Genomic DNA, 22,801 nt, shown 5'->3' with positions numbered 1-22,801 from the left:
ACGAGAGAGACACACCATGAAATTCACGACCTACCTGCGCAACGGCGCACCCCGCCTGGCCCTCGTCGATGGCCAGGACCTCGTCGACCTGAACGACGCGCAGCCGCAAGTGCCCAGCGACCTGCGCGCCGCACTGAAAGCCGGCGTGGACCTGCAGCAGGCAGGGCGCACGGCACTGAAGGACAAGCCGGCGCGCCAGCCACTGGCCAAGGCGAAGCTGGCGCCGCTGGTTCCGGAGCCCGGCAAGATCATCTGCCTGGGCCTGAACTACTTCGACCACGCCAAGGAAGGCGGGCGGACCGAGAAGCCGGAGTACCCGTGGTTCTTCTTCCGCGCGGCGTCCTCGCTGGTGGCGCATGGCGAAGCCGGCTGGCTGCCGACCGTGTCCAGCAAGTTCGATTACGAAGCCGAACTGGCCGTGGTGATCGGGCGCACCGTGCCGCGCCACACCAAGGAAGCGGATGCGCTGCAATACGTCTTCGGCTACAGCTGCTTCAACGACATGAGCGTGCGCGACTACCAGAAGCGCACGCCGCAGTGGACCATCGGCAAGAACTTCGACCGCACCGGCGGCTTCGGCCCCGCGCTCGTCACCGCGGACGAACTGCCGGCGGGCGCGGTCGGCCTGCGCATCCAGAGCCGCCTGAACGGCCAGGTGATGCAGGACGCGAACACCACCGACATGATCTTCAGCGTGGCCGAGACCATCGCGCTGCTGGCCGACGTGCTGACGCTGGAGCCGGGCGACGTGATCGTGATGGGCACGCCCGCGGGCGTGGGCCAGGCGCGCACCCCGCCGGTGTGGATGAAGGCGGGCGACACCATCGACATCGACATCGAGAAGGTGGGCCTGCTGTCGAACCCGATCGCCAACGAGGGCGCATGAGGGATCCAGAGGTTTATGACGTCGCGATCGTCGGCTACGGGCCGGCGGGGGTGGTCGCGGCGGGCTTGCTCGGACAGAAAGGGCTGAAGGTCTACGTCTGCGAGCGCCTGCTCGACGTCTACCAGATCCCGCGGGCCGCGGCGCTGGACCACGAGATCATGCGCGTGTTCCAGCAGCTGGGCGTGGCCGAGGCGGTGGCGCCCTTCACCGAGCCGTTCACGAATTCGGAGTTCTTCGGCGTCGACGGCCAGCTGATCCGCCGCATGACGATGGTGGCGCCGCCGTACCCGCAGGGCTACACGCCGTCGCTGGTGTTCACGCAGCCGCAGGTGGAGCGCATCCTGCGCGAGCACGTCGCGCAACTGCCGAACGTCGAAGTGGAGCTCGGTGTCGAGATGACGCGCATCACGCCGGACGCGCAGGGCGTGACGCTGGACGTCCTGCATCCGCAGCGCGGCGCCAGGCAGGTGCGGGCGAAGTACGCCATTGCCTGCGACGGCGGGTCGAGCGCGGTGCGCACGCAGCTGGGAATGGAACTGGAAGACCTGGACTTCGACGAGCCGTGGCTGGTGGTCGACGTGCTGGTCAACGAGCGCGGCCTGGCCAAGCTGCCGAAGGTGAGCGTGCAGTACTGCGAACCCGAGCGGCCGTGCACGCTGGTCATCTGCCCGAAGAACCACCGGCGCTTCGAAATCTCGTTGAAGGAAGGCGAAGACCCGAAGCAGGTGGCGACGCCCGAAGCGACCTGGAAGCTGTTGTCACGCTGGCTCACGCCGGAGGACGGCAAACTGTGGCGCCAGGCGAGCTACCGTTTCCATGCGCTGGTGGCCAGCGACTGGCGCCAGGACCGCGTGTTCCTCGCGGGCGACGCGGCGCACATGCAGCCGCCTTTCCTGGGCCAGGGCATGTGCCAGGGCATCCGCGACGTCACCAACCTGTCGTGGAAGCTCGCGGCCGTGCTGCGCGGCGAAGTGACGGGTGCGGCCGGCCAGGCGCTCCTGGACAGCTACGGCGCGGAACGCAAGGCGCACGTGCGCGAGCTCACCAGCCGCATCAAGGGCGTGGGCGCCGTGATCTGCGAACGCGACCCGGCGAAGGCGCGGGCGCGCGACGCGAAGTTGCTGGCGGATTGCGGCGGCGTCGTCCAGGACACGCCGCGGCAGGACATCCTGCCGCGCCTGGAAACCGGCCTGCTGTCCGCTGAAGCGGGCGCGGCGCCTGGCAGCCTGTTCCCGCAACCGTGGCTGCTGCAGGGCGGCGCGCGCAGGCGCATGGACGACGTGGCCGGCCACGGCTGGCGGCTGGTGCTGGCGCCCGGCGTGCAGGCGCCCGAGGCGGTCTGGCCGGGCCTGCACGTGCTGCGGCTGGGCGCGCAGTTCGCCGAAGCCGAAGGCGTGGCCGAAGCCTGGCTGCGCCGGCACGCGTGCGTCGCCGCGCTGCTGCGACCCGATCACTACGTGTATGGCGTGGCCGCCACGCCGGACGCGATCCCATCCCTCATCGATGAAGCCGCCGCCGCCCTGGGCGCGGCGGCATTGACAACGTAGGCCGGGTTGCGCGACGCGCACCCCGGCATCACCCGCACTCACCGGAGACAACCATGGACCGCAGACAATTCGTTCTCGCCAGCGCCGGCCTCGCCGCGCTCGGCAGCGCCCGCGCCCAATTGCAAGGCAATGCCTTCATCGTCTCCGGGTTTCCCGCGGGCGGCATGGGCGACTACGTCGCCCGCCCCCTGACCGAAAAGCTGCGCGGCAAGTATGCCGCCAACGTGCTGGTCGAAGCACGCCCCGGCGCGGGCGGCCGCATCGCCGTGGAATACGTCAAGCGCGCGGCGCCGGACGGCCTGACGATCCTGCAGATCCCGAGCTCGCCGATGGTGCTGTACCCCAGCATCTACAAGAAGCTCAATTACGACCCGTTCGTGGACTTCATCCCCGTGACGACGATGGTGAGCTACGCCTTCGTGTTCACTGCCGGTCCCGGCCTGCCCGCCGAGATCAAGACCGTCGCCGACTATGTGAAGTGGGCCAAGGCGAACCCGAAGCTGGCCAACTACGGCATACCAGCCGCGGGCTCGGCCCTGCACTTCGCGGGCATGCAATTGCAGAAGGCGGCCGGCATCGACTTCAACAGCGTCGCCTACAAGGGCGGCGCGCCGCTGCTGCAGGACGTGCTGGGCGGCCAGATCCCCGTCAGCTTCAACGTGCTCGGCGAAGTGCTGCCGCATATCCGCTCCGGCAAGCTGCGCGCGTTGGCCCTCACCACCCAGGAACGTTCGCGCTTCCTGCCCGAAGTGCCCACGCTGGTGGAACAGGGCTACAAGGACATCGCGATGATGGAATACCTGAGCCTGTTCGTGCCGGCGAAGACGCCGCCGGAGACCGTGCGCCGCCTGAACACGCTGGTGCGCGAAGCGCTGCATTCGCCCGAGATGGTGGAGAGCCTGGCCAGGAACGGCCTGGAGCCGGTGACGCAGAGCCCCGAGGACTTCGCCGTCATGCTCAAGCGCGACCAGCAGAAGTGGGCCGGCGTCGCCAAGGCCACCGGCTTCACCGCGGAGGAATGAAGTGACCCGGCTGACGGGCGCGCAGGCGCTGGTGCGCATCCTGCTGGCCGAGCAGGTGCGCTTCGTCTTCGGCATCGTGGGCGGCAAGCTCGCGCCGCTGCTGCACGCCATCCAGGAACAGCCGGCGCTGCGCTTCGTCGGCGTGCGGCACGAGGCCGCCGGCCCGATGATGGCTGCGGCAGTGAACGCGGGGTCGGGCGGCGTCGCAGTGGCGTTGGGGGAGATGGGACCCGGCGGCCTGAACCTGGCGTCCGGCCTCGGCGTCGCATTCGCCAACAACCTGCCGCTGCTGGCGATCACCACCAACCAGCACCGCGCGGCGGCCTACCCGCACAGCGGCATGTTCATGGACCTGGACACGCAGGCGGTGACCCGGCCCATCACCAAGTGGAACGCCGTGGTGCACGATGCGCGCCGGATCCCGGAACTGGCGCGGCGCGCCTTCCGCGAGGCCCTGTCCGGACGCCCCGGCCCCGTGCACCTGGACATCCCGCAGGACGTGCTGGCGATGCAGGTGGACTTTGCGGCCGACGAGTTCGACCTCGCACCCGAGCGCTATCGGGCGACGTCCCAACCGCGTCCGGCGGCAGCAGCGGTGCAGCAGGCGATCGCGTTGCTGCGGGCGGCCAGGCGGCCCTTGATCGTCGCCGGTGGCGGCGTCGTGGCCAGCGGCGCGGCGCCAGCCCTGCGCGAACTGGCACAGCGACTCCAGGCGCCGGTGGTGCCGACGCAGATGGCGCTGGGCGCCGTGCCCAGCGACAGCCCGCATTTCATCGGCCACGGCGGCCTGATCGCGGGCGAGGCGGTGCGCTCGGCGTTCGAACGCGCCGACGTGATCCTCAGCGTGGGCTGCCGCTGGTCATCCTGGATGTGGGACGCGCAAGGGCCGTTCGCCCGGCGCCAGCACCAGGTGATCAACATCAACATCGACCCGTCCGCGCTCGGGCAAGCCGCGCTGCACGCCGTGGCGATGCAAGCGGATGCCAAGCAGGCCTTGCAGGACCTGCTGGATGCTTGGGATGCCGGTACGGTTGCAGACGTCGAGCCTGGCTGGCTGGACAGCGCGCGCGCCGTGCGACGCAGCTACGAGGACCAGCTAGCGACGCTGGCCGCAGAACGCACGGAGGTGATGCATCCGGCGGCGCTGGCGCGCGAGATTGCCCGGGCGCTGCCGGCCGATGCGCTGGCGGTGTACGACGGCGGCCACACCACTTTCTGGAGCAACGACTTCACGCCGGTGCACGAGGTGCGCACGCGCTTCCACGAGCCCGGCATGAGCCACCTGGGCTTCGGCCTGCCGTACGCGCTGGCGCTGCAGGTCCAGCAGCCCGGCCGGCCGGTGTTCAACATCACCGGCGACGGCTCCTTCGGTTTCACGCTGGCTGAACTGGACACGGCGCGGCGCGAACGCCTGCCGGTGGTGAGCGTCATCCACAACAACGCGGCATGGGGCATCATCCGGGCCGGACAGCGCATGCAGCTGGACTTCGAGCTGGGCACCAGCCTCGAAGGGACGGACTATGCTGCGGTGGCGCGGGGCTTCGGCTGCCACGGTGAGGTGGTGACGCAGGTGGAGGAAGTCGGGCCCGCCATCCGGCGGGCTGTCGCGGCGGGCCTGCCCGCCGTGCTGGACTGCCGCACCCGCTTCGTGCCGCACCCGGCCGGGCCGATGTTCGGCGCCATGAACAAGTACGGATTCGATGCGCTCACGCGCTGACACAGGACACAGGAAAAATGCAGACACTCACGCTCTCCCAGGCGCAGCAGATCATCCAGGCGGCGCTGGCCAAGTCGAAGGAAAAGGGATTCAAGCCGATGGGCGTCGCGGTGATCGACGCAGCCGGCAACCTGAAAGCGTTTGCCAGCGAGGATGGCGCCAGCATGTTCCGCTTCGACATCGCGCGCGCCAAGGCCTGGGGCGCGGTCGGCATGGGCGTTTCGAGCCGAGTGCTCGGCCAGCGCGCCAAGGACAACCCGAATTTCTTCGTGGCGCTGGCAGCGGTGGGCGACGGCAAGTTCGTGCCGCAGACGGGGGCCGTGCTCATCAAGGATGCCGCGGGCCACGTGATCGGCGCCGTCGGCGCCAGCGGCGGGACCGGCGACGAGGACGAGGAGATCTGCATGGCGGGCGTGCAGGCGGCGGGGTTGGTCAGCGGCTGAAGGCGCCCGCCGACCGCCTGCCGGCCTGGGCGAAAATCCGCGCATGTCCGACCCCCTCGTCCGTCTCCTCGAAGTCGAGATGCCCTACGGCAAGCACAAGGGCACGCCCATCGCCGACCTGCCGGGCAACTACCTGAACTGGTTCGCGCGCGAGGGCTTTCCGCCGGGCGAGATCGGGCGGCTGCTGGCGCTGATGCACGAGATCGACCACAACGGCCTGGGCCACCTGCTGGCGCCGCTGCGCGCCGGCCGCCGCAGGTCTTAACATCCCCTCGCCCATCCGACAGGGCGCAAGGAATCACCGCATGAATGGCGCCGCCAGCCTGGTCCGTACCCTCCTCGCCTCCGGCGTCGACACCTGCTTCGCCAACCCCGGCACGAGCGAAATGCATTTCGTCGCCGCGCTCGACCAGATTCCCGGCATGCGCTGCGTGCTCGGGCTGCAGGAAAACGTGGTGACCGGCATGGCCGACGGCTACTGGCGCATCGCTGGCAAGCCGGCCTGCACGCTGCTGCATTGCGGCCCCGGGCTCGCCAACGGGCTGGCCAACCTGCACGACGCGCGGCGCGCCGGCAGCGGCATCGTCAACATCGTGGGCGACCAGGCGACCTGGCACCGGCCGTTCGACCCGCCGCTCACGGCGGACACCGAAGGCTGGGCGCGAGGGGTGTCGGCCTGGGTGCGGACCAGCGCCCGGGCGCAGGACGTCGGGCGCGACGCCGCTGCAGCCGTGCAGGCGGCGCGCAGCGCGAATGGCGGCATCGCCACGCTGGTGCTGCCGTCCGACGCTTCGTGGGATGAAGGCGGCGTGGTGGCCGAGGCACTGCCGGCGCCGGCAGCGGCGGCGCCCGATGGGGTGGCCGTCGAGAACGCCGCGCGCGTGTTGCGCAGCGGCCGTCCCGTCCTGCTGTTGCTGGCCGGCGCCGCCGTGCAGCCCGAAGGCCAGGCGCTGGCCTGGCGCGCGGCGCAGGCCACGGGGGCGGCGTTGATGGCCGACTATGTCAATGCCCAGGTGGCGCGCGGACGCGGCCGGCTGCAGCTGGAGCGCGTTCCCTACGTGGCGGACCTGGCGATGGCGGCGCTGGCGAAGTACGAGCACATCGTGCTGGTCAACGCCCGGCCGCCGGTGAACTTCTTCGCCTACCCAGGCAAGCCGTCCACGCAATATGCGCCGCACGCGCAGCTGCATGTGCTGTCACGGCCGGAACAGGATGCGCTGGCGGCGCTGCGCGCGCTCGGCGATGCGCTCGGCGCGAAGCCGGCGCCCATCCCCGACCCGGGCCCGCGGCCCGACGCCGCTTCCGGCGCACCGACGCCGGAGAAGCTGGCGCAGACCGTCGCCGCGCTGATGCCGGAGCATGCGATCGTCTCGGACGAAAGCGTCTCCTACGGGCGCGGCTTCTATCGCCACACGCACGCGGCGCCGGCGCACGACTGGCTGCACCTGGCCGGCGGCGCGATCGGCCAGGGCCTGCCGCTGGCCACCGGCGCGGCCATCGCCGCCGGTGGGCAGCGGCGCGTGATCAGCCTGCAGGCCGACGGGTCGGCGATGTACACGCTGCAGGCGCTGTGGACGCAGGCGCGCGAACGGCTGCCCTGCACCACCATCCTGCTGAACAACCGCAGCTACAACATTCTCGTGGGCGAATACAAGGCAGTGGGCGCGATGCCCGGCGAAACGGCGCGGCGCATGCTGGACCTGGGGGACCCCGCCCTCGACTGGGTCCAGCTCGCCGGCGGCATGGGGGTGGAGGCCGCGCGCGCGACGAGCATGGAGCAGTGCGCGCAGCTCATGGCGCGCAGCTTCGGGCAGGACGGGCCGTTCCTGATCGAGCTGGTGGTGTAGCCCGGCGCGACTGCGCGACCCTCCAGCGGGAAAACACTCTTCCGCGCCGCCGCGGGGTGCGTCAGCATCCGCGCTGATTTGATTACTTTCGATAACCAAGGAGACCGGATTTGAGAGCCCACCTGCCCTTCTGCGCCAAGCTGCTCGTCACCGCTGCGGCTGCCTCCCTGGCCGGCGCCACGCTGGCCCAGGACAAGACGGTCGAACTGAAATTCGCCCATTGGCTGCCCCCGACCCATTCCCTGGCCAAGACCGGCTTCGAGCCGTGGGCCAGGTCGGTGGAAGCGGCATCCAAGGGTTCCATCAAGGTGGCCCTGTTCCCTGCCCAGCAACTCGGCAAGGCAGCCGACCACTACGACATGGCCCGCGACGGCATCGCCGACGTGACATGGGCCAACCCCGGCTACCAGGCTGGCCGCTTCCCGGTCTTCGCCGCCGGCGAACTGCCGTTCCTGATCGGCAAGCCCGGTCCGGGCTCTGCCGCACTGGACGCCTGGTACCGCAAGTACGCCGCCGCGGAGATGAAGGACGTGAAGTTCTGCTTTGCCCACCTGCACGTGGGGACGATGCATTCCAAGAAGCCGATCACCGAACCGTCCCAGATCAAGGGCATGAAGATCCGCTCGTCCAACGGCACCAACGCCGCTTTCATGTCGGCATTGGGCGCCACCAACGTGCAGGTCTCCGCCCCCGAAGCGCGTGACGCGCTGGAAAAGGGCGTGGCCGATGCGCTGGCCTTCCCCTGGGATTCGGTCATCAGCTTCGGCATCGACAAGGCCGTCAAGTACCACAGCGACATGCGCATGTACGCCAGCGACTTCGCCTGGGTCATGAACAAGGGCTGGTACGACAAGCTCTCGGCCGGCCAGAAGAAGGTGATCGACGACCACTGCAACAACGAATGGGCCGCCAAGGTCGGCGCCGCCTGGGGCGACTTCGAGGATTCCGGCAAGGACAAGCTGGAGAAGACGGCCGGGCACACCATCGTGAAGCTGACGCCCGCGCAGGTCGACATGTGGAAGAAGGCCGCGGAGCCGGTCTACACGCAATGGGCCGATGCCGTCACCAAGAGTGGCGTGAACAGCCAGCAGGCCCTGGGCGAACTGCGCAAGGAAATCGACAGCCGCAAGGCGAACTGATGAAGCGCATCCTGTCGGCCACCGAAATGGTGGCCGCCTTTTTCCTGCTGGCCATCGCGCTGCTCACGGCCGGCAACGTGCTGTTGCGCGACCTGTTCAGCGTGCAGATTCCGGACTGGTTCGATGGCGCCCGCATGATCCAGGGCATCGCGCTGTTCTGGGGCGTGGCGCTGGCCACCTACTACGGCAGCCACATCTGCGTGGATGCGCTGTGGGAGCACCTCGAGCCCGCCGGACGGCGCCGGCTGGACATCGTGGCCACGCTCTTCACCCTCGCCTTCCTGTTGCCGCTGGCCTGGATGGTGTGGGTGAAGGTGGGGGGCACCGGCACGCAAGGCACGATGGACCTGCGCATGCCGCTGTGGATGTTCTATTCGGTCGCAGCCCTCGGCACGACAGTGGCCGTGCTGCTGGCCATCGTGCGCATCGTGCTGCTCTGGCGCGGTGACGAGGACGCGCTGCGCCACGAACCGCTGGAACCCGGCGGCGCCGCCTGACGATGGATCGCGACCTGGTCGCCCTGCTGGGCTTCGTGGGCATGTTTGCGCTGATGGCCGTGCGCGTGCCGATCGGCATTGCCATGGGCATCGCCGGCGTCTGCGGCTTCGGGGCGCTGTCAGGCTGGAAGGCGGGCCTGAACCTGCTGGGCAACGTGCCGCTCTCGGTCGTGACCGACTACAACCTGAGCGTCATCCCGATGTTCATCCTGATGGGCGCTTTCGCCTCGCGCGGCGGCATGAGCCGCGAACTGTTCACGGCGGGACGCGCATGGCTGGGTCATTTGCGCGGTGGCCTGGCCATGGCATCGGTGGCGGCCTGCGGCGGCTTCGCGGCCATCAACGGCTCCTCCGTCGCGACGGCGGCCACGATGGCGCAGGTCGCGCTGCCGGAGATGCGCCGCGCCGGCTACCACCCCGGCCTCTCGGCCGGCCTGATCGCCGCGGGCGGCACGCTGGGCATCATGATCCCGCCGTCGGTCATCTTCGTGCTTTACGGGATCATGACCGAGACCGACATCAAGAAGCTGTTCGCGGCGGGCGTGATCCCGGGGCTGATGGGCGTCGCGTTCTACTTCGTGGTCGTGCAGTTGATCAGCCGGCTGCGCCCGCAAGCGATGCCGCGCGGCGAGGCGCACACCTGGCCGCAGCGCTGGGCCTCGATCCGCGGGCTGTGGGCGGTGATCGTGCTTTTCCTGTTCGTGCTCGGCGGCATCTATGGCGGCCTGTTCACGGTGGAGGAGGGAGCCGCAACGGGCGCCACCGGCACGCTGCTGATCGGCGTGCTGCGCCGGCGCCTGAAAGTGCCGGAGATCCGCGCCGCCCTGATCGACACGCTGCGGGTCTCGTCGGCCATCATGACCATCGTGATCGGCGCCTTCCTGTTCGGGTATTTCCTGACCATCACGCAGTTCACGCAGAAGGCGGTGGAGTTCCTCGTGCACCTGCCGATCGGCGCGTACGGCGTGCTGGCACTGGTGCTGGTGGGCTATTTCATCCTGGGCGCCGTGATGGACGAACTGGCCATGATCCTGCTGACGGTGCCGGTGGTGTTCCCGGCCATGATGCAGCTGGGCTTCGACCCGATCTGGTTCGGTGTCATCGTGGTGATGGCGGTCACCTTCGGCATGATCTGCCCGCCGGTGGGCATCAACGTGTTCGTGATCAACTCGATAGCGCGGGACATCACGCTGGGCCGCATCTATCGCGGCACCATGCCCTTCATCGCGGTCGACGTGGTGCGGCTGCTGATCCTGTGCGCCTTCCCGGCGATCTCGCTCTGGCTGCCGGGGTTGATCGGTTAGCAGGCAAGCGCGGTCAACCGCGCACGGCCTTCGCATCTTCCTTCGCCGCATCGAACTCCGCCCGCAGGCGCGCGAGTTCCGCGGGCGCAACCCGTTCGGCGTTGCAGTAGTCCAGCTTCCACGCGCCGGAGGCGCTCCAGCGCTGCGGCGACTGCACGGTGGTGCGCGGATGGCTCGCTGCTTCCAGCAAGCGCAGCGCCATGTCCAGGGTGTCCTGCTGCGAGACCGGGTCGTGCGGCTTCCCCGCTGCGTTGCCGAGGGGGAAATCCGAGAACAGGAAGCGCGGCACGCCGACGTGCTCCACGATGTCGCGCGCGCAACCCAGGAGCACCGTGGCAATGCCGGCGGCCTCCAGGGCGCGTGCGGCGAGGCTCAAGGTCTGGTGGCACACCGGGCAATTGGCGACCAGCACCGCCGCGTCGACGCGGTCTTCCTGGCAGCGCTGCAGGATCTGCGGGATGTCGACATCCATCGTGTGGCGCTGGCTGCGGTTGGTGGGTGCGCCATGGAAGCGCGGGGCCAGGACGAACCGGCCTTCGGCGGCGCGGCGGCGCAGCAGCGGCAGCGGGAACCAGGCGTTGGCGTCTTCCATCGATGTGTGCACGCGATCGATCGCCACGTGCGAGATGCGCAGGTCGTGATCGGTGGCCGTGTCGCCGGTGTACGGTTCGAAGAACTTCGCCGCCGCGTTGTACGCCGCGCCCGGGCCCTGCGGCCCCTTGTCCGGCTGATAAGGCGCGGCGGTGGTCACCAGGGTGACGACGCAATCCGCCAGCGGCTTGCGCAGGGGGTGGAACGGCACCTCCTGGAAGTGCGCGTACCGGTAGGGATTGCCGTAGCCGAGCGCCAGGTACCAGTCGCGCGTGCGCTGCAGGTAGGCGATGGGGGCGTCGTCGTCGGCCAGGGTCATGGCCGCAGTATGCGGCTCAGGAAAGCCTGGCGGGCCGGGTGGGGGCGTACGTGTTGCGATGCCCATCGTGGCGCTTCATGTCCTCGTCGCGCAGCGCGAACAGCCGGTCGAGGTCGCCGCGCACGCTGTCCACCGTCTGCGGGATCATCACCGGCCCTTCGATCACGTCGCCGGAATGCTGCGGCGCCGCCGGCCGGCGCACCGGCGCCGCCGCGGGCGCGGCCGTCCAGGAGCCGGCGTGCGGCATCGCTGGACAGGCGCTGGCATCGCGCAGCACGAACTGCCACGAGAACCCCATCAACCAGTTGACCGCCAGCGGGTCGAGCAGCAGCAGGCGCAGCAGGTATTCCTTTTCGAAGGCCACGCCGTGCTGCAGCAGGCCGGGCACCCACTCGCGCACCAGGAAGCGCACGTGGATGCCCTCCTCGCGCCGGGTGGTCGTGGTGCGCAGCAGGTCGGCGGACAGCCACCCCGAGGGAATGCCGTTGCGTTGCAGCGTTTCGCGCAGCACCAGTCGCAGCAGGTCCTTGCGCACGGAGTGCGCGGAGCCGGCGCCGCCCAGCGTGGAATTGGAACTGGCGGACTGCGGCGCGGACGAGCGCTTGCCCACCACCTTCGTGGCCGCACGCTTCTTGCCGAACAGCAGGTCCCGCAGTCCCATGATTCGCTCCGTCTTCTTCTTGCCCGGATGGTGGAGCGCGCCGAGGCGCAGCGCGCGATAGCCGTCAGCGAAGGTTAAGCCGCCACCCTCACCCGTTGTACCAGGTCCCACACTCACCCATTCAGGGGATTGCAGCCGGCGCCGATCAGCGCGCGGGCCGGCTGTCTCGCACGAAAGCCAGCACCTTGGCCACGTCGTAGTCCGTGCCGGATTCCAGTTCCACGCTGGGCTGCGACCGGATGACGCGACCGCTGCGATCGAGCACGAAGAGGTGCGGATAGCCCGCGACCTTCGGCCAGGCCGACAACAGTTGCTCGTTCTTGTTGGCCGGCGACCAGTTCACCTTGACCCAGACGTAATCGGCCTCGATCGCGGCACGCACCTCCACGGTGCGCGCGATGAAGCGGTGCAGGATGTGGCACCACGCGCACCACTCTCCGCCGACGTCGACGATCACGTGCTTGCCTTGCTCGCCCGCTTGCGCCACGGCGCGCGCGACGTCAGCGGCGGCGTCGCGACGCGGATCGAACTTCGCGTCGAGGCCCTGGGCCGCCGCGCCCACGGCGGCGACGCAGACAACGGCGGCGAGGAGCATCTTGCGCATGGCCGGCATCAAAAGCGCGTGGCGAGTCCGACGGTGAAGGCGCGCTTGGCCGTCAGCTGCACGCCGTTCACGTGCTGGTACAGCGGCTGCTGCAGGAAGGCGTACAAGCGCGTTCCATCCGTCACGTCGTAGGCCAGGCCCGGGCTCAGGAACAGCGCCCGGCTTCCGCTGTCGTCGGGCTCCGCCTCGGCGCCGCGGTCGCGTTGCTTCACCACGGCGTTCAGCTGCAGCAGTGCCGACAGCTTCGCCGCGACGCCCATGGAGTACCCCAGGTCCAGCGTCCAGTGCGTACCGGGCGCGAAGCCGCGGCGCTCCGCGAGCGCGTGCTGCACCTGCGCCTGGGCGAACCATGCTGCCCCGCTGGCCGCGAACTGCTGGTGGAAGAAGGCGCCGAGCACCGCATCCGTTGTCCCGCTGCCGGGTTGCAGGCTGCGCTCGGCGGCGTCACCGGCGTCGTTGGCGATGTCCGTGCGGCCCGTGGGAAGCTTCAGGCCGAACACCACGCCGGCATTGCGCGGGCCGCGTTCCTGCTCGCCCAGCGGCGCCTGGTAGCGGCCGGTGATGCGCATGTCGCCGAGCTCGCGAAACTTCCACTCTTCGGCGATCTGGCCGCCGTCGTGGTTGTGGATGTGCAGGTGCTCGCGATCCACCAGCGGCGCTTGTACCGAAAAGCCCCAGCCCGACGCGAACCCGCGGCTGTAGTTGAGAAGCAGGTTGTTGTTGATGGTGCGCACCTCGTCGTGATGGCGTGGAATGGCGCCGACGCTGGTGCGGCTCGACCCGGTGCGGGGCTGGTCCTGCGGGATGTACTCGTAGCGGATGTCGAGCACGCTGCCATCGGACAGGCCCAGGGCGTCGGACGCCCAGTCGGTATTGACGGAGCAGAAGGCGGAGCCGCAGCTCGCCTGGGCGATGGGGGTGAAGGCGCACGCCGATGCGGCGAGCACGGTGGCGGAAAGAAGACGCACGAACGATTCTCCTGATGCGAGAAGGAAATGCGGCCGTCCAGGCGGCGGCCAGCGAAGCGGAGGATCAGGAGAGGAAGGGAGGGCCGCGCGCCGTCCAGGGCGCGGGCGGCGCCTGGTGCGGCGCCGGCTGGGCCGCAAGGGGCAGCCCGGACGCCGGCGCATGCATGTGCACCACCGCCACGGCATCCACCGGTGGCGGTGCCGCGGTGTTCAGGCAGGCCGGGCAGTGCACCACGTGGTCGGGCCCGGAGCCCGAATGCCGCTGCCCATCGGCTGCCCGCGCGCTGTCGACGGAACAGATGTCGTCGAACAGCGCAGGGCCCGCCAGCGCAGGAGCCATCACCGCGATGCCCAGCGACAGGACGAACCACGCCAATGCCATTGCGGCAAGGTGGCGGGCGCGGCGCAGGCTGTGCATCCCCCGGATTATGCAGTTGCGCATCGGCGTGGCCGGCATCCTGCGATAGTCGGTCCATGCCAGGCCCTGTTCTCCCCGCCCGCTGCGCCGCCATGTTGCTGGCGGCCGGTCTGCTGCTGGGCGGATGCGACGCTCCATCCGCGGGCGAAGCGCAGGACACGGAGCAGAAATTGCACGGCACCTGGTTGCGCGAGTCGAACGAGGCCGCGATCCGTGCCCGGCGCATCCTGGTCCTGCGGCCGGACGGTGTCTTCCAGGAAACGGTGCGCATCGTCGATGCGGCGGGCAAGGCGACCACGCAGAACCATGAGGGCACCTGGATCTACGACGGCACCAACCTCAAGCGCAAGTACACGCTGATGAATGGCGAGCCGCCGTCCCGCCTGAACCTGCCCTTCGCCACCTTCGAGATCCGCTTCGAGACGCGCAACGAATTCGTCGGCGTGGACCACATCCACGGCAACCGCATCCGCTACGAGCGGGTCGCCGCAGATACGCAGCCGTAGGCCGGCGGCGAGCCGTAGGCCGGCGGTGGGCGGTAGGCGAGCGGCGAGCGGTAGGCCGGCCGTGAGCGGTAGGCCGGCGGTGAGCGCGCAGCCGAACCCCGGTGCAGATTACCGTCCCGGCAACGTGATATCGACGCGCCCTCCCCCCAGCTCCGCGCGTTCCAGCTTCATCTGGCCTTCGTAGCTGGCCACCAGGTCGTTCACCACCGCCAACCCGACGCCGTGGCCCGGCACGCGCTCGTCCAGGCGCACGTGCAGCCGCAGGATCGATTCGGTGTCGCTGAAGCCGGGGCCGTCGTCGTCGATGCGCAGGCGCAAGGCCGCGCCCTCGCGCCAGGCGCGCGCCACCACCCGCGTTTTCGCCCACTTGGCGGCGTTGTCCATCAGGTTGCCCATCATCTCGAACAGGTCCGCTTCGGCGATGCGCCACGCCAGGCCGGGCGCCGCGTCCAGCGTGATGCCGACGCCCTTGTCCGCGTAGACCTTGCCCAGGGCCTCGCGGATGCGCTCGAGCACCGGTCCCACGAGGACGGGACGGGCGAAGCGCGCGCTGCCGCTGGCGGCCGCGCGACCGAGCTGGTGCTGCACGATGTCGTCCATGCGGTCGACCTGCTGCGCCACCACGGCGGGCAACTGCTGCGGCTCGCCCAGCGTGTTGCGCAGCACCGCCAGCGGCGTCTTCAGGCTGTGCGCCAGGAAGCTCAGGGCCTCCTTGTAGCGCGCCTGCCGCACCCGCTCCTGCTGGATCAGCGTGTTGAGGTTGTCGGTCAGGCCCGAGAGCTCGGCCGGATAACGGCCCTGGATGCCGTCCTGGTCCCCGCTCTCCACGCGCCGGATTTCGCCGGCCACTCGCTTGAGTGGCAGCAGGCCCCAGTGCAGCAGCAGTGTCTGCGCCGCCAGCAGCAGCAGCGCCGCGCCGCCCAGCCACAGCCACAGCGTGCGCGTGAAGGTGGCGATCTCGCGGTCGAAGCCCGCGCGGTCCTCCACCACGCTCAGCACCAACGGTGTCAGCCCGGCGGGCCCCGACCAGTTCACGGCGTACGTCGCCGCCAGGAACCCGCGCTTGCCCTGCTCCGCCGTGCCGAAGCTCCACCGCCCCACCGGCTGGGCGCGACGAAACGGCGGCGCCTGGCCGACGCTGGACGACGAGCGCCATTCCTCGTTGCGCCGGACGTGGGTGATGGCGGCGTACAGGCCCGAGCCCGGAAGCGTCAGCCGCGGCTCGGCAAATTCCTGCGGCATCTGCAGCGCGCCGGCTTCGTCGATCTCCGCCCGTGCCAGCAGCAGGTAGACCGTGCCTTGCAGGCGGGCGTAGTGCGCGTCGAGCACGCTGTCCGCGTGCGCGCGTTGCACGGCGAAGCCGGCGCCGGCCAGGAAGGCCAGCAGCACCAGCGCGGCGCCGAGCAGCAGGCGGGCGCGGATCGAGTAGCCCGGCTTCATTCCAGGGTGAAGCGGTAGCCGCGGCCGCGCAACGTCTCGATGGGGCCCAGCGTGCCTTGCGGATCCAGCTTGCGCCGCAGCCGGCCGATCAACACCTCCAGCACGTTGCTGTCGCGGTCGTCGCCGTGCGGATAGAGATAGTCCGACAGCTCCTGCTTGGTGACCACCCGTGCGCGCTCGCGCACCAGGTATTCCAGCAGGCGGTATTCGTAGGCCGTCAATTCCAGCGGCGCGCCCTCCAGGCGCACGGCCTGCGTCGACAGGTCGATGCTGACGGGGCCGAGCACCAGCACGTCGGTGGTCGCCTTGAGCGATCGGCGCAGCAGCGCCTTGACGCGCGCGGCCAGCTCGGGGTATTCGAAAGGCTTGACCAGGTAATCGTCGGCGCCCGCTTCCAGGCCGACCACCTTGTCCTGCCAGGTGCTGCGGGCGGTGAGGATCAGGATCGGCGTGGCGCGGCCCTCGCCGCGCAGGCGCTGCACGATGGTCAGGCCGTTCAGCTTGGGCAGGCCGAGATCGACGATCGCCAGGTCGAAGGGATATTCACGCGCAAGGAAGAGGCCCTCCTCGCCATCCGCGGCTTCGTCCACCCGGTAGCCATCGGCCTCCAACTGGCGCTTGAGGCCTTGTCGCAGGGCGGTGTCGTCTTCGATCAGCAGCAGGCGCATGCGGGGGCGGCCGGGTCAGCGGGGTGGCACCGGCTGTCCGCTGGCAAAGTCGATCACGATCACGCGCACCTCGCCGGCCGCCGTGACCACCTTGACGCGCCAGACCGGCCGGTCGCCGGACTGCGCGCGGTCCACCGCCAGCACCCGGCCGCTCGCAACGCGCAGCGCGGCCGCCGCGGCGTCGTCGCGGCTGGCCTCGGCCGAGGCAGGCCCGAACGCCGCGACAAGCGCGGCGCAAAGGAGAAGGCGGACAGCGTACGGCATGGTCGGTCACCGGTCGATCGTCAGATCAGTCAGGGATGGTAATCGCGCTGCGGGCGCGGCGGGCGCGGCAAGGGGGCGGACCGCGCGGGCCGCCCCCTGTCGGCTTAGCGGCCGTAGCCGAGGCTGACGCCGTTGTTGCCGCGGATGTCGTTGTTGACGACGAAGTTCCAGGCGGTGCGCGTCACGTTGCCGGCGCGGTCACGCACCACCAGCTCGGCCTGGTGCCGGCCCTGGCGCAGGTTGGCTTCGAAGGTCACCTGGTGGGCGGTCACCCGTGATTGCCGGGTGACGTCATCGCCGTCGATGCGAAGACGCACGGAGGAGAGGTCCACGCCGCTGCGCTCGTCGGCAAAGCGTGCAGAGACTTCCGTGCGCCCACGCTCGCCCACGTGCTGGCCGTTGTTGGGCGTGATGTCCACGACCCGGGGGCCGTTGCGGTCGGGCCATTGCGCGCCCTCACCTTCCAGCGCGACACGCGCGGTGGTGGCCATGGGGCCGTTGCGCAGCGTCGCCACGGCGCGGTCGATCTCGCTCAGGTCGTCGCGCACGCGGATCGTGTAGGAGCCTTCATACACGCCCGGCTTCACTTCGCGCAGCGGGATGTTCTGCACCACCTTCGGAATGTCGATCTGGGCCTTCGCGCCGGGCGAGCCCAGCAGGCGGAAGCGCATGTCGCGGCCCGGCTCGATGCTGAGCGCGCGCACCGAGAAGCGCTCGATCACCGGCGACTGCGCGGCCACCACGCTGTTGGCGCGCTGGCCGGCGCCGTACTGCTGCGCCAGCGCAGGGGTGGCCACGATGGCGGCGGCGATGGGGGACAGCAGCAGGGCAGCTGCGAAACGGCGGGTACGAAGAGTAGCTTGCATGATTCACCTCCAGGTTGAACAAAGGCGCCAGGTTGTGTTGGCGTGGAGGGAAGTTTGCGCGGGGGCCCGTGAACGCTTCCTGAACGTGGAGGGGGCGTTGGCGAGGGAAGTTGTAACGCTTCGTGCAGAACCAACAGCCGGAATACCGGACGCAGAAGACGCAGAAGTGACGCAGAAGACGCAGAAAAAACCAAAGAAAATTTTTGGCTGTTCTTTTGCGCCTTCTGCGCAACTTCTGCGTCTTCTGCGTCCGGCTGTTGGGTTTGGCCGTAGAGCGTTGCGGTGCTAATCGGCCGTGATGTTCGCAGCCTTGATCGTCTTCGCCCAGAACTCCGTTTCGCTCTTCACCATCGCATCCAGCGCCGCCGGCGGCTGGTAGCGCAGCTCGATGCCGGCGGTGGTGGCGCGCGTCTTCGCTTCGGGCGAATCGAGTGCCTGGCGGATGCCGGTGGTGAGCTTGTCGACGACGTCGGGCGGTGTGCCGGCGGGCGCGAAGATGGCCACCCACGACTCCAGCTCGAAGCCCTTCAGGCCGGCTTCCGCCGTGGTGGGCACGCTGGGCAGGCCGGGGTGGCGCGTCTTGCCTGTCACCGCAAAGCCTTTGAGCTTGCCTTGCTGCACGTGGCCCATCACCGAAGGCGGCGTCGTCATGAACACCTGCACCTGCCCCGACAGCACATCGCGGATCGCATCGCCCGAACCCTTGTACGGGATGTGGACCATGCTGGTGCCGGTCTGCGCCTTGAACATCTCGGTGCCGATGTGCGAGACCGAGCCGTTGCCTTGCGATGCGTAGCTGAGGCGGCCCGGATTCTTCTTCAGGTGGGCGATGAACTCCTGCAGGTTGTTCGCCGGCACCGAAGGATGCGCCGCGATGACGTTGGTGGCCACCGTCACCAGGGCGATCGGCGTGAAGTCCTTCTGCGCCCACGGCAGGCGCGGCGACAGCGACGGATTGCCCACGTGGTAGGCGGAATAGGACGTCAGCAGCGTGTAGCCGTCGGCCGGCGCGCGGGCGACGAAGCCGTAAGCGACGTTGCCGCTGCCGCCTCCGCGGTTGTCGACCACCACGCTCTGGTTGAGCACCTTGCCCAGCGAGTCGGCGACGATGCGCGCGGACGTGTCCACCAGCCCGCCGGGCGGGTTGGGCACGATCAAGGCGATGGGCTTGGCCGGATAGGCCTGCGCCAGCGCCAGCGGCGAGAGCAAGGCACAGGCCGCGGCGGCGATGGCGCGGGCAAGGAGGGGGCGGCGGTGCATGGGGTGTCTCCGTGTGTTGTCGGTCAGCTGGCGATCACGCCGCGGCTGCGCAGCCCGGCGATCTGTTCTTCGGTGAGGCCGAGCTCGTGCAGCACGGCGTCGGTGTCCTGGCCCAGGCGCGGGGCGTTGCGGCGATGCGCGCCCGGCGTCCGGGAGAGTTTCGGCACGACCCCGGGCACCGTGAGCGGCTCGCCGTCGTCGAGGCGGATGTCCTGCAGCATGCCGCGCGCCGCGTAGTGCGGATCGCCGGCAATGTCGGCCACGGTGTAGATGCGGCCGGCCGGCACCGAGGCGCCCTCCAGCACTGTCAACGCTGCGTCCACCGTGCGCGAGGCGGTCCAGGCGCCGATCGCCGCGTCGATCTCATCGACGCGCTTGACGCGGCCCGCGTTGTCGGCGAGCGCCGGATCGTTGGCGAAATCCGCACGACCGATCGCCGTCATCAGCCGCTTGTAGATGCTGTCGCCGTTGCCCGCGATGAGCACGTAGCCGTCGCTGCATGCGTACGCGTTGGTGGGTGCGATGCCGGGCAAGGCGCTGCCGGCCGGTCCGCGCACGGCGCCGAACGCGCTGTATTCGGGCAGCAGGCTTTCCATGCAGTTGAACACCGCTTCGTACAGCGCCACGTCGATCACCTGGCCGCGGCCGGAGCGTTGCCGCTCGTGCAGCGCGGACAGGATGCCGATCACGCCATGCAGCGCGGCCAGCGTGTCGCCGATGCTCACGCCGACGCGCACGGGCACGCGGCCGGGCTCGGCGGTGAGGTGGCGCAGTCCGCCCATGGCCTCGCCCACCACGCCGAAGCCAGGCCGGTCCCGGTACGGGCCGGTCTGGCCGTAGCCGCTGATGCGCAGCACGATCAGGCGAGGATTGGCTTGCACCAGCTGCTGCGGATCCAGCCCCCAGCCCTCCAGCGCGCCGGGACGGAAGTTCTCCACCAGCACGTCGGCATCGAGCGCAAGGCGGCGCACGATGTCCTGGCCTTCCGGCTGCCGCAGGTCCAGCGCGAGCGACTTCTTGTTGCGTGACTGCACCTGCCACCACACGGAAGTGCCGTTCTTGAGCAGCCGCCAGTTGCGCAGCGGATCGCCGGCCCCGGGCGGCTCGACCTTCACGACGTCCGCGCCGAAGTCGCCCAGCGTCTTGGCGGCGAACGGGCCGGCGATGAGCTGGCCGAGCTCCAGCACCTTCAACCCCGCGAGCGGGCCGGCTTCCTTGGTGTTTGCTGTCTCCATCTGGGACCCGGGCGCGCTGGCCCTCGCGGCGGCTAGTCTTCGCCCATGTGCAGCCATTCCGCTTCGGACATGGTCTGCATGAAGGCCACGACGTTCTCGAGCACGCCCTGGCTTTCGGCCCACTCGATCTGCTCGCGAAAGCACAGGCGCTTGGTGAGCGCCGGGGTTGCGCCCCAGGCCGGGCCGGTGATGGGAACCGGCGGTTGCTGGGATCCGCGCAGCGTCTTGCGGGGCGGCAGCAGCTTGGACAACTCGTTCCAGCGCTCGGGGCGTGGGCACACGCGGTTGTTGCGGCGCGCGACCAGCATGGCGGATTCCAGCGTGAAGAGCGGCTGCGATTTCGGGATCGGGCCGGGGCGCTGCTGCATGCCGGCGGGCTGCGTGGCCGCCCAGGCGGGGTTTTCGGTGGACAGCTTGCCGGGCGCCGTCATGGGCGCGGTGGGCATGAACTTGCGCTCGTGCACCTGCGACGCCTCGTTCCACAGCGCCCATCCGGAATCGCTGTCCTTGTGCACCGCGTCGCCTGCCGGAATGGAGTCCCCCGCGACCCAGGGGCGGTCCAGTTCGTCCTTGCGGGCGGGGTTTTTCTTGGGCGGGAGAGAAAAGGCCATGGCGCTTCCACTGTAGCAGCGGCGCGGCCATGCGTTGCGGGTTGTGTCAGGCACCCTGAAAGTCGCCCGTCCGGGACGCCACCGGGTCGGTGACTACACTCCCGCGATGCCGCGTCCCGCCGAACCTGCCCGCTCGCCCCAGTCGCTGTCCGGGTTGCTGCCCTTCGTGCGGCCCTACCGGGGGCGGATCGCGCTGGCCGCGCTGCTGCTGCTGCTGGCCGCCGCGGCCATGCTGGTGTTTCCCGTGGCGCTGCGCAGCATGATCGACCGCGGCATGGCGGCCGATCCGGGGACCCGCCTGGTCGCCCTGCGTGAACACTTTTTACTTCTCTTTGCGGTTGCGGTGGCCCTGGGCCTGTTCTCCGCCGGCCGCTTCTACGTGGTCAGCTGGCTGGGCGAGCGCGTGACGGCGGACTTGCGAACCGCGGTCTACGCCCACGTGCTCGACCAAAGCCCGGAGTTCTTCGAGAGCACGCAGACCGGCGAGGTGCTGTCCCGCCTGACCACCGACACGACCCTCGTGCAGACGGTGGTCGGGTCGTCCCTCTCGATGAGCCTGCGCAACCTGGTGATGGGGCTCGGCGCCCTGGGGATGCTGGTCGTGACGCACCCCTACGTGATGGTCCAGGTGCTGCTGGTCGTGGTGCTGGTGGTGCTGCCCGCCATGGTCTTCGGCCGGCGGGTGCGGCGCCTGTCCCGCGCCAGCCAGGACCGGGTGGCGGACTCCAGCGCCATCGCCGCCGAGGTGCTGAACGCCATTCCGGTGGTCCAGAGCCACGCAGCGGAAAGCCGCGAGGCCGCGCGCTTCCAGGCGGCCACCGACAACGCCTTTCGCACCGGCGTGCGGCGGACCCGGGCGCGGGCCATTCTCGTGGCCTTCGTGATCATCGCCAATGCCGCCTTGATGCTGTGGGGCCTGTACCAGGGCACGCAAGCCGTGCTGCGCGGCACGATCACCGCCGGCCAGCTGGGACAGGCCGCGCTGTACGTGGGCATCTTCGCGGGCGCTGTGGCCGTGCTGGGAGAGGTTTACGGCGACCTGCTGCGGGCCGCGGGTGCCACCGAGCGGCTGATGGAATTGCTGTCCAGCCGCTCCCCGGTGGTGTCGCCGGCGCAGCCCGTGTCGGCGCCGGCGCCGCAGGCGGGCAGCAGCGTGCGTTTCGACGCGGTGCGCTTCCACTACCCGTCCCGGCCCGCCACCGCGTCGCTGGCGGATTTCAGCCTGGCCGTGCGGCCCGGCGAGACGGTGGCGCTGGTCGGCCCCAGCGGCGCTGGCAAGACCACGGTGTTCCAGCTCTTGCTGCGCTTCTACGATCCGCAGCAGGGAACGATCGAACTCGATGGCGTGCCGGTGGGCCGGCAGCGCCTGCAGGACTTGCGCGGGCGCATCGGCCTGGTGCCGCAGGAGCCGGTGATCTTTTCATCGACGGCCATCGAGAACATCCGTTATGGGCGCCCGGGGGCGACCGATGCGCAAGTGCATGCGGCGGCCCGCGGAGCCTTCGCCGATGATTTCATCCGGGCCTTGCCGGAGGGCTACGACACGTTCCTGGGGGAGCGCGGCGTGCGCCTGTCCGGCGGCCAGCGCCAGCGCATTGCGATCGCGCGGGCGATGCTGAAGAATCCGCCGTTGCTGTTGCTGGACGAGGCGACCAGTGCGCTGGATGCGGAGAGCGAGCGGATGGTGCAGGCGGCGCTGGAGTCGGCGATGCGCGACCGCACCACCCTGGTCATCGCCCACCGCCTCGCCACCGTCCAGAAAGCCGACCGCATCGTCGTCCTCGACCATGGCCGGATCGTGGAGACGGGCCGACATGACGAACTCATGGCGGCCGGGGGGGTTTATGCGCGGTTGGCGGGGTTGCAGTTCATGTCTTGATGCGATGGATCGCATGCGGGCGCCAAACCAAACAACCGGACGCAGAAATCGCAGAAGTTACGCAGAAGGCGCAAAAGAACATCCAAAACCTTTTCTGGTTTTTTCTGCG

At 69.7% G+C, this 22,801-nt stretch carries 24 protein-coding genes; 12 read left to right on the top strand and 12 right to left on the bottom strand.

Translation table 11 applies throughout. The features are described from left to right. Positions 1-16 precede the first annotated feature (16 nt). The 10 genes from WG902_RS14630 (at position 17) to WG902_RS14585 (ending at position 10,402) form a co-directional block, all read left to right on the top strand. On the top strand, positions 17-886 hold the full coding sequence (locus WG902_RS14630) for a fumarylacetoacetate hydrolase family protein (RefSeq protein ID WP_340060850.1): 870 nt from the start codon (positions 17-19) through the stop codon (positions 884-886). Continuing rightward, a complete protein-coding gene (locus WG902_RS14625) occupies positions 883-2,433 on the top strand; it encodes a bifunctional 3-(3-hydroxy-phenyl)propionate/3-hydroxycinnamic acid hydroxylase (protein ID WP_340060849.1) in 1,551 nt (516 codons plus the stop codon). Before WG902_RS14630 ends, WG902_RS14625 begins: the two co-directional genes overlap by 4 nt. 53 nt (positions 2,434-2,486) lie before the next feature. Further along, entirely contained in the window at positions 2,487-3,455 is a 969-nt protein-coding gene (locus tag WG902_RS14620; protein ID WP_340060848.1) for a Bug family tripartite tricarboxylate transporter substrate binding protein, read from the top strand. Between the two features lies 1 nt (position 3,456). Then, entirely contained in the window at positions 3,457-5,172 is a 1,716-nt protein-coding gene (locus WG902_RS14615; protein WP_340060847.1) for a thiamine pyrophosphate-binding protein, read from the top strand. A 17-nt stretch (positions 5,173-5,189) separates the two neighbouring features. Beyond that, on the top strand, positions 5,190-5,615 hold the full coding sequence (locus tag WG902_RS14610) for a GlcG/HbpS family heme-binding protein (protein WP_340060846.1): 426 nt from the start codon (positions 5,190-5,192) through the stop codon (positions 5,613-5,615). 43 nt (positions 5,616-5,658) lie between these two features. Then, positions 5,659-5,880: a DUF3820 family protein gene (locus WG902_RS14605; RefSeq protein ID WP_340060845.1), complete on the top strand. Its 222-nt coding sequence runs from the start codon at positions 5,659-5,661 to the stop codon at positions 5,878-5,880. 40 nt (positions 5,881-5,920) lie between these two features. After that, positions 5,921-7,462 carry an acetolactate synthase large subunit gene (locus WG902_RS14600; RefSeq protein ID WP_340060844.1) on the top strand — a complete coding sequence of 514 codons (1,542 nt, stop codon included), beginning with the start codon at positions 5,921-5,923 and terminating at the stop codon, positions 7,460-7,462. A gap of 110 nt (positions 7,463-7,572) precedes the next feature. Further along, the gene (locus WG902_RS14595; protein WP_340060843.1) at positions 7,573-8,601 is read left to right on the top strand and encodes a TRAP transporter substrate-binding protein; all 1,029 of its coding nucleotides are present in this window, start codon (positions 7,573-7,575) and stop codon (positions 8,599-8,601) included. Continuing rightward, complete coding sequence (locus WG902_RS14590) at positions 8,601-9,098, top strand: TRAP transporter small permease (protein ID WP_340060842.1); 498 nt, start codon at positions 8,601-8,603, stop codon at positions 9,096-9,098. The genes WG902_RS14595 and WG902_RS14590 overlap by 1 nt, the downstream gene beginning before the upstream one ends. 2 nt (positions 9,099-9,100) lie before the next feature. Continuing rightward, positions 9,101-10,402: a TRAP transporter large permease gene (locus WG902_RS14585; protein ID WP_340060841.1), complete on the top strand. Its 1,302-nt coding sequence runs from the start codon at positions 9,101-9,103 to the stop codon at positions 10,400-10,402. Positions 10,403-10,415: 13 nt separating this feature from the next. On the opposite strand, the gene WG902_RS14580 is transcribed toward WG902_RS14585, so the two are convergent. From WG902_RS14580 to WG902_RS14560, 5 genes are all read right to left on the bottom strand, one after another. Beyond that, the gene (locus WG902_RS14580; RefSeq protein ID WP_340060840.1) at positions 10,416-11,312 is read right to left on the bottom strand and encodes a reductase; all 897 of its coding nucleotides are present in this window, start codon (positions 11,310-11,312) and stop codon (positions 10,416-10,418) included. Between the two features lie 16 nt (positions 11,313-11,328). Then, complete coding sequence (locus tag WG902_RS14575; protein WP_340060839.1) at positions 11,329-11,973, bottom strand: hypothetical protein; 645 nt, start codon at positions 11,971-11,973, stop codon at positions 11,329-11,331. 145 nt (positions 11,974-12,118) lie between these two features. Beyond that, a complete protein-coding gene (locus tag WG902_RS14570) occupies positions 12,119-12,577 on the bottom strand; it encodes a thioredoxin family protein (RefSeq protein WP_340060838.1) in 459 nt (152 codons plus the stop codon). A gap of 8 nt (positions 12,578-12,585) precedes the next feature. Then, a complete protein-coding gene (locus tag WG902_RS14565; protein WP_340060837.1) occupies positions 12,586-13,545 on the bottom strand; it encodes a transporter in 960 nt (319 codons plus the stop codon). Positions 13,546-13,609: 64 nt separating this feature from the next. Then, positions 13,610-13,963 (bottom strand): DUF2946 family protein, encoded by a 354-nt coding sequence (locus WG902_RS14560; protein WP_340060836.1) that lies wholly within the window; start codon positions 13,961-13,963, stop codon positions 13,610-13,612. A gap of 56 nt (positions 13,964-14,019) precedes the next feature. On the opposite strand from WG902_RS14560, the gene WG902_RS14555 reads away from it, so the two are divergent. After that, the gene (locus WG902_RS14555; protein ID WP_340060835.1) at positions 14,020-14,469 is read left to right on the top strand and encodes a hypothetical protein; all 450 of its coding nucleotides are present in this window, start codon (positions 14,020-14,022) and stop codon (positions 14,467-14,469) included. Positions 14,470-14,577: 108 nt separating this feature from the next. On the opposite strand, the gene WG902_RS14550 is transcribed toward WG902_RS14555, so the two are convergent. The 7 genes from WG902_RS14550 to WG902_RS14520 all read right to left on the bottom strand — a co-directional run bounded on the left by WG902_RS14550 (position 14,578) and on the right by WG902_RS14520 (position 20,813). Continuing rightward, positions 14,578-15,909, bottom strand: a complete 1,332-nt coding sequence (locus tag WG902_RS14550; protein WP_340060834.1) for an ATP-binding protein — start codon at positions 15,907-15,909, stop codon at positions 14,578-14,580. After that, the gene (locus tag WG902_RS14545) at positions 15,906-16,577 is read right to left on the bottom strand and encodes a response regulator transcription factor (protein WP_340060833.1); all 672 of its coding nucleotides are present in this window, start codon (positions 16,575-16,577) and stop codon (positions 15,906-15,908) included. Before WG902_RS14545 ends, WG902_RS14550 begins: the two co-directional genes overlap by 4 nt. Before the next feature lie 15 nt (positions 16,578-16,592). Beyond that, the gene (locus WG902_RS14540; protein ID WP_340060832.1) at positions 16,593-16,841 is read right to left on the bottom strand and encodes a PepSY domain-containing protein; all 249 of its coding nucleotides are present in this window, start codon (positions 16,839-16,841) and stop codon (positions 16,593-16,595) included. A 104-nt stretch (positions 16,842-16,945) separates the two neighbouring features. Then, positions 16,946-17,707: a hypothetical protein gene (locus WG902_RS14535; protein WP_340060831.1), complete on the bottom strand. Its 762-nt coding sequence runs from the start codon at positions 17,705-17,707 to the stop codon at positions 16,946-16,948. Between the two features lie 285 nt (positions 17,708-17,992). Then, positions 17,993-18,967, bottom strand: coding sequence for a Bug family tripartite tricarboxylate transporter substrate binding protein (locus tag WG902_RS14530; RefSeq protein ID WP_340060830.1), 975 nt, complete (start codon positions 18,965-18,967; stop codon positions 17,993-17,995). A gap of 23 nt (positions 18,968-18,990) precedes the next feature. Next, on the bottom strand, positions 18,991-20,202 hold the full coding sequence (locus tag WG902_RS14525) for a CaiB/BaiF CoA transferase family protein (protein ID WP_340060829.1): 1,212 nt from the start codon (positions 20,200-20,202) through the stop codon (positions 18,991-18,993). Positions 20,203-20,234: 32 nt separating this feature from the next. Next, on the bottom strand, positions 20,235-20,813 hold the full coding sequence (locus tag WG902_RS14520) for a hypothetical protein (protein ID WP_340060828.1): 579 nt from the start codon (positions 20,811-20,813) through the stop codon (positions 20,235-20,237). A gap of 106 nt (positions 20,814-20,919) precedes the next feature. Between WG902_RS14520 and WG902_RS14515 the strand changes: the two genes are divergently transcribed. Continuing rightward, on the top strand, positions 20,920-22,692 hold the full coding sequence (locus tag WG902_RS14515; RefSeq protein WP_340060827.1) for an ABC transporter transmembrane domain-containing protein: 1,773 nt from the start codon (positions 20,920-20,922) through the stop codon (positions 22,690-22,692). Positions 22,693-22,801: the final 109 nt, after the last annotated feature.

Source organism: Ramlibacter sp. PS3R-8 (assembly GCF_037572435.1).
Classification (GTDB): Bacteria; Pseudomonadota; Gammaproteobacteria; order Burkholderiales; family Burkholderiaceae_C; genus Ramlibacter.
This window is presented reverse-complemented; position numbering and strand designations above follow the sequence as displayed.